The following is a 5,289-nucleotide window of genomic DNA, read 5'->3' as shown; positions in this document are numbered from 1 at the left end:
AAACTCATTTAAATCACTTTGCTATTAAGTACAAATTGATTCTTAGAGCGAACCAGATTGCTTGGCAGGAGCTTAAAAATATGGCAGCTTAAAATTGACCGTGCGTAACATGAGTTAGTAACTGCATGACTCCTGCGTCTTTAGATGCGCTAACCAACCAATTTAAAGCTAATGTCATAAGAATTGCCTTGTATGTCCAAGAGGGTGGTTATGAAACTAATCCTACTAAGTTTACCCAACAAGTTAATGACTTAATTAATCAAGCCTCCAATCGAGGCATCTATGTGATTGTTGATTGGCATATTCTTAATCCAGGCGACCCTAATTATAATTTAAACAATGCCAAGAAATTCTTTACTGATGTAGTGACTGCGAACAAAAACCGGAATAATGTATTGTATGAGATAGCGAATGAACCCAATGGCGTAAGCTGGGCGACCATTAAGAATTATGCTGATCAAATTATTCCGGTAATTCGAGCTATCGATCCAAAAGCCCCCATTATTGTTGGTACTAGAGGCTGGAGTTCTTTAGGGGTCTCAGATGGTAGCAGTTATCAAGAAATAGTTAACAATCCCATCCAATTTTCTAATATCATGTATACCTTCCATTTTTATGCAGCCTCGCATCGCGATGATTATTTGAATGCACTGGATAAAGCATCGAATGTTTTACCCATTTTCGTTACGGAATTTGGTACTCAAGATTACTCAGGCGACGGTGCCAATGATTTTGTAATGTCAGACAAATATATGCAATTAATGGCGAATAAGAAAATAGGCTGGACTAACTGGAACTACTCTGATGATTTTCGTTCTGGTGCCATTTGGACTAGTAATACTTGTTCACAGAATGTCTGGACTAACGATCATTTGAAACCTGCAGGCACTTATATTAAAAGCAAGATCATTAATCCCTAAAATAAGCCAGTAGGCTTAGTGAAAAATAGTCATTCCTTTAAGTAGGAATGACTATACAATAAATATTGAGTCTTATCTTAAAGCGGGCGAGCTCTTCGCGTCATCAGGATCCATTCTTACTAAATTAAGAACATCATCCATAGTAGGATTGTATTTATGGGTTTTTTTAGCGGCTGGTTTTGCGGCTACTTGCACACGAGTAGGAGCATTTTCGGCAGGTATCGCATCAGGAGCGACATTATTCTTTGCACCAGGTGTAAAGCAGGATAAAAGACTACATATTTTTTTTATACTCATTATCTTCCTCACTAAAATTATCAGCTTAGCCCATGCAAGCTGAAAGTAACCATTGCGAGGGATTCTATAGGAAATTGCTCCAGTTGGACAGCTTATTTTATACATATTGAGAATTTTTAATGCGCTTTAACTAATTCTTGCTGTCGAAAATCCTCTTCACTTTCCTAATTCTACTCTTCAGGAATATCTGAAGAGTAGAAAGGCTACTAATTAGTTCAGGTTAAATCGCGCCTCTTGCATTAATTGACGCATTTCTTTTACCGCCTCTTTCATACCGCAAAATAAGGCACGAGCAATAATTGCATGACCGATATTCAATTCTAATAATTCGGGAATAGCTGCAATAGCTTTTACATTATGATAATGCAAGCCATGTCCCGCATTTACTATAAGGTTTAAACTGGCGGCGTATTCTGCTGCTGTTCTAATACGCGTCAACTCATGTATCCGCTCTTCTTCAGTTTCTGCCTCAGCATAGCAACCAGTATGCAATTCAATAACCGGGGCTCCCACATCAACAGCCGCCTTAATTTGATCTTTATCAGGATCAATAAATAAAGAAACTTCACTGCCAAAGGCTTGCAAGCGACGTACTGCATGTTCCACCGCTTTTTTATGGGTTACCACGTCTAAGCCACCTTCAGTCGTAAGCTCTTCTCTTTTTTCAGGAACAAGACAACTGTGTTCTGGCTTAATTTCTTCTGCAAAATCCAACATGGCATCAGTCACGGCTAACTCAAGGTTCATCCGTGTTTGAATCACTTCTTTAATTAATCGCACATCACGAGCTTGAATATGGCGTAAGTCTTCACGCATATGCAAGGTAATCCCATCAGCCCCCGCCGCTTCAGCATCCATAGCTGCTTGCACAGGATCAGGATAGCGGGTACCACGTGCTTGTCGGACTGTGGCGATATGATCAATATTTACGCCTAACAGGATATCTTTTTTCATGATGCCTCACAACTTTAAAAAAGAACTAAGTATAATCAACTTCTGAATGGAGGAAAACGATTAGCAAATAATTTAAAGTACTTTGAGTTAATAAAATTCGTTAAAACGACTACACTATAGAGAGCAAGAACAAGATGAGGAATAAGAGCATGTCAAAACTAATTAAGTTTTTAAATTGTCTATTGATAAGCTTTATATTAACCACCTCTCCAAGTTATGCATTACCGTCAAGTTTTTGCAAAAGTGGCAACAATAGCCAATTAGAGGATAACACCATTACTTTTTTTGCGAATTTAAGTATTAACTCCTTGTTTACTTTTAATTTTATTAACTATAAAGAGCTCTCAAACAATTCATCCTTATTAAGCTCGAATGCATGGAGTGATTATAATGATTATTTAAATGCCCTAAATTTTTTAAAAAAAACGATTGAAAATAAATTAGTGACTGCTTCTTATTTTAAAATTAATGCCAAAATTTTGTCCGAGGATAATAATACTTGGCAGGTTAACGTCCCTTTTAGAGTACGCTCCCAATCAGCATCCAGTGCAAACACCCTGGATATTAATGCAACTCTTACTATTGAACAAAATAATAAACAACCTATTAATTGCGGTCTTCAGATCACCTCTATTCAATTTAACCCAGAGGTTAAAAGTTCATTTTTTAAAAATTTATTTGGTATAGGTTACATTAGTCTTCCTTACCAAGAAGCAACACAGCAGGCTCAGCAAGAAGACATTAAGGATTTAACTCAACCCACAATGAGCGACGAAGCGGTTATTACAGCGGCTAACATATGGGTTTTGCAAAACCTTAATCCCAGTGTATTAAATGGGCCTTTGATTATTACGCAAAAAGGTATTTTGCAAAATAAATACAGTTGGCGAATACAAATAAACAGCTCTTCATCCCTCCTTATTAGTCGAAGTGTGAATAGTCCTCTTGGCTTAGATTTTAAACTGTTTAATTAACTGTTAGGAAAGGGATTAAATAATGAGCGGGCTTTAATTTCACGGCCCCCTAGCACATAATCAATAGCCTGGCGCATGAGTATTTTGGCGGATTTACGGTAATCGCTTTGTCCTAGATCATCGCTCGATAAAGCGAGTAGATGCTTACCTGGGAATCCTTTAGCGCTTGCGTGCATTCCCTGCCCGGGAATGAACTGATAATAGCCTTCATATTTAATGGGCATTCCCCTCGTATCTTCAGTCAGGGAAAAGCTATGCCCACAGGTTTTTAATAAAGTCCATTCGAATCGCCTAAGCAACGCTTCAATGGTTTCTTGCTTTTGCTCTAAAGCCAAATGGTGCAGAGTATAGGCATAAGCTTGGAAAAGCTCTGGTTCTGCGGCGAGAGGTTTTAGCAGATAATAAATTAATTCATTAAGGTATAGGGCAGAGAATAAACTAGTACCGGATAAATCCAAAGAAGGAGCCTCTATTTCGACTGATTGGACAAAATACTGACTATGGCGCTCTTCCAAATGAATCCATAACGAGGTAAATGGTTGTAAACTCCCTTGCTTCTTGGGGGTACGCCCGCCTTTATACAAACAATGAAGCAACCCTAGTTCAGAAGTAAAAAAACAGGGTCTGACGCTAGTATCACCAGACCATTGTTTGTGGATAAACCAAGCTTGAATGGACTTAATCATAACCTAGTTGCTTAAGCATCCGTTCATCATCCGCCCATCCAGATTTAACTTTACACCAACATTGTAAAAATACCTTTTTATCGAGCATTTTCTCCATATCAATACGTGCTTCCGTAGCCATTTCCTTTAATTTTTGTCCTTTATCGCCAATAATCATGCGCTTATGGCCTTCTTTTTCTACCAAAATTAAAGCATGAATACGAATGAGCCTTCCTTCATCTTTAAATGACTCAATGTCTACAGTCACGGAATAAGGTAGTTCTTGTCCACAAAAACGAAAAACTTTTTCTCTCAATAGTTCTGCACATAAAAACTTGATAGGTCGATCAGTAAATTGGTCATCCGGAAATAAATGGGGGCCTTCCGGCAAATAAGGACGGAGTTTATTCTGTAAATCATCTACTTGGATGCCAGTTTTTGCCGAAATAGGAATAATGGCTGCAAACTCATGACGTTGAGAAATTTCATTGATCCAAGGAAGCAATTGAGATTTATCAACAATTTTATCAACTTTATTTATAACTAAAAGACAGGGGGCAGAAGTTTGCTTGATGAGCCCAAGCACATATTCATCCTCCTCTTCCCAATGCGTACCATCAACCACAAAAGCAATAACATCGACGTCTCTTAATACAGAAATAGCTGTCTTATTCATCATTCTATTCATCGCTTTTTTGTTTCCCTGATGAATACCTGGGGTATCTACATACACAAATTGATGTTCATTTTCAGTGCGGATACCTAAAATACTATGCCGCGTAGTTTGCGGTTTTTTGGAGGTAATACTTAATTTTTGCTCTAAAATACGATTTAGTAAGGTTGATTTACCAACATTTGGTCGACCGACTAAGGCAATATAACCACAATAACTCATTAATTTAATCCCTGTTTACTTTTAGAACATTTTATCAGTCTCAAGTAAAAACTTCCAGTATTAATAATGTATTAGCCTAATTGACAATAAATAGTCCAATTCTCATACTAGAATGCAACATTCAATCGATGCGAGCAGAAGGATTCTGTGAAACAAATTAAGGTATAGGAGATTGATTTTATGTTTAAGCTTACTCAGTATCTTCCCTTAGTGGTTAAACCCTATCAACAACAAGTTCAAAAAAAGGGGCCCGATACTTATTATAGTCTTGAATATTTACTCCCTAAAGGAGATAAATTACGTGTAATCGCCAGCCCTGATAAAAAAAACACCAGGCTCATTCTGTTTACCTATCAAGCTGAATTAATAAAATATTTACCGGGCCCCCGTTCTTCTTCATTAGTTGCTGAGATTATTAATAAAGTAAACCATTATCGCCTGCTTTCGAATAGTTATACACAACCCAGGGGCTTTTCATGACTAGAAATTAGTCACATAAACAGTATAATCCTGCATTTATTTGAACTGGCGAAAGAAAGGGATGTCTGAAGTATTAGCTTTTTTATCAACTGTTGAAGATTTAA

General features: G+C 37.4%; 7 protein-coding genes. 3 read left to right on the top strand and 4 right to left on the bottom strand.

Annotated features, from left to right (window positions below):
* The first annotated feature begins 125 nt into the window (after positions 1 to 125).
* Entirely contained in the window at positions 126 to 920 is a 795-nt protein-coding gene (locus ELY15_RS13115) for a glycoside hydrolase family 5 protein (RefSeq protein WP_199744226.1), read from the top strand.
* Positions 921 to 992: 72 nt separating this feature from the next.
* Here ELY15_RS13115 and ELY15_RS13110 read toward each other — a convergent pair whose 3' ends face one another.
* Complete coding sequence (locus ELY15_RS13110; protein ID WP_127100764.1) at positions 993 to 1,217, bottom strand: hypothetical protein; 225 nt, start codon at positions 1,215 to 1,217, stop codon at positions 993 to 995.
* A 210-nt stretch (positions 1,218 to 1,427) separates the two neighbouring features.
* Positions 1,428 to 2,171 (bottom strand): pyridoxine 5'-phosphate synthase, encoded by a 744-nt coding sequence (pdxJ, locus tag ELY15_RS13105; protein ID WP_127100762.1) that lies wholly within the window; start codon positions 2,169 to 2,171, stop codon positions 1,428 to 1,430.
* A 149-nt stretch (positions 2,172 to 2,320) separates the two neighbouring features.
* Between pdxJ and ELY15_RS13100 the strand changes: the two genes are divergently transcribed.
* Positions 2,321 to 3,145, top strand: a complete 825-nt coding sequence (locus ELY15_RS13100) for a DotI/IcmL/TraM family protein (RefSeq protein ID WP_158617491.1) — start codon at positions 2,321 to 2,323, stop codon at positions 3,143 to 3,145.
* On the opposite strand, the gene ELY15_RS13095 is transcribed toward ELY15_RS13100, so the two are convergent.
* Together ELY15_RS13095 and era are read right to left on the bottom strand one after the other, a co-directional pair.
* Complete coding sequence (locus tag ELY15_RS13095) at positions 3,142 to 3,831, bottom strand: DNA repair protein RecO (RefSeq protein WP_127100758.1); 690 nt, start codon at positions 3,829 to 3,831, stop codon at positions 3,142 to 3,144. The two genes, ELY15_RS13100 and ELY15_RS13095, sit on opposite strands and share 4 nt — an antisense overlap.
* Positions 3,824 to 4,705: a GTPase Era gene (era, locus tag ELY15_RS13090; protein ID WP_127100756.1), complete on the bottom strand. Its 882-nt coding sequence runs from the start codon at positions 4,703 to 4,705 to the stop codon at positions 3,824 to 3,826. The genes ELY15_RS13095 and era overlap by 8 nt, the downstream gene beginning before the upstream one ends.
* Before the next feature lie 180 nt (positions 4,706 to 4,885).
* On the opposite strand from era, the gene ELY15_RS13085 reads away from it, so the two are divergent.
* Positions 4,886 to 5,185, top strand: a complete 300-nt coding sequence (locus ELY15_RS13085; RefSeq protein WP_127100754.1) for a hypothetical protein — start codon at positions 4,886 to 4,888, stop codon at positions 5,183 to 5,185.
* Positions 5,186 to 5,289: the final 104 nt, after the last annotated feature.

The sequence above is a fragment of the Legionella sp. km772 genome, from assembly GCF_003989735.1.
In the GTDB taxonomy this organism is placed as follows: Bacteria; Pseudomonadota; Gammaproteobacteria; order Legionellales; family Legionellaceae; genus Legionella.
This window is presented reverse-complemented; position numbering and strand designations above follow the sequence as displayed.

Coding starts and splice junctions, on each gene's coding strand:
- ELY15_RS13115 (WP_199744226.1), top strand. CDS start 126: ATGACTCCTGCGTCTTTAGATGCGCTAACCAACCAATTTAAAGCTAAT.
- ELY15_RS13110 (WP_127100764.1), bottom strand. CDS start 1,217: ATGAGTATAAAAAAAATATGTAGTCTTTTATCCTGCTTTACACCTGGT.
- pdxJ (WP_127100762.1), bottom strand. CDS start 2,171: ATGAAAAAAGATATCCTGTTAGGCGTAAATATTGATCATATCGCCACA.
- ELY15_RS13100 (WP_158617491.1), top strand. CDS start 2,321: ATGTCAAAACTAATTAAGTTTTTAAATTGTCTATTGATAAGCTTTATA.
- ELY15_RS13095 (WP_127100758.1), bottom strand. CDS start 3,831: ATGATTAAGTCCATTCAAGCTTGGTTTATCCACAAACAATGGTCTGGT.
- era (WP_127100756.1), bottom strand. CDS start 4,705: ATGAGTTATTGTGGTTATATTGCCTTAGTCGGTCGACCAAATGTTGGT.
- ELY15_RS13085 (WP_127100754.1), top strand. CDS start 4,886: ATGTTTAAGCTTACTCAGTATCTTCCCTTAGTGGTTAAACCCTATCAA.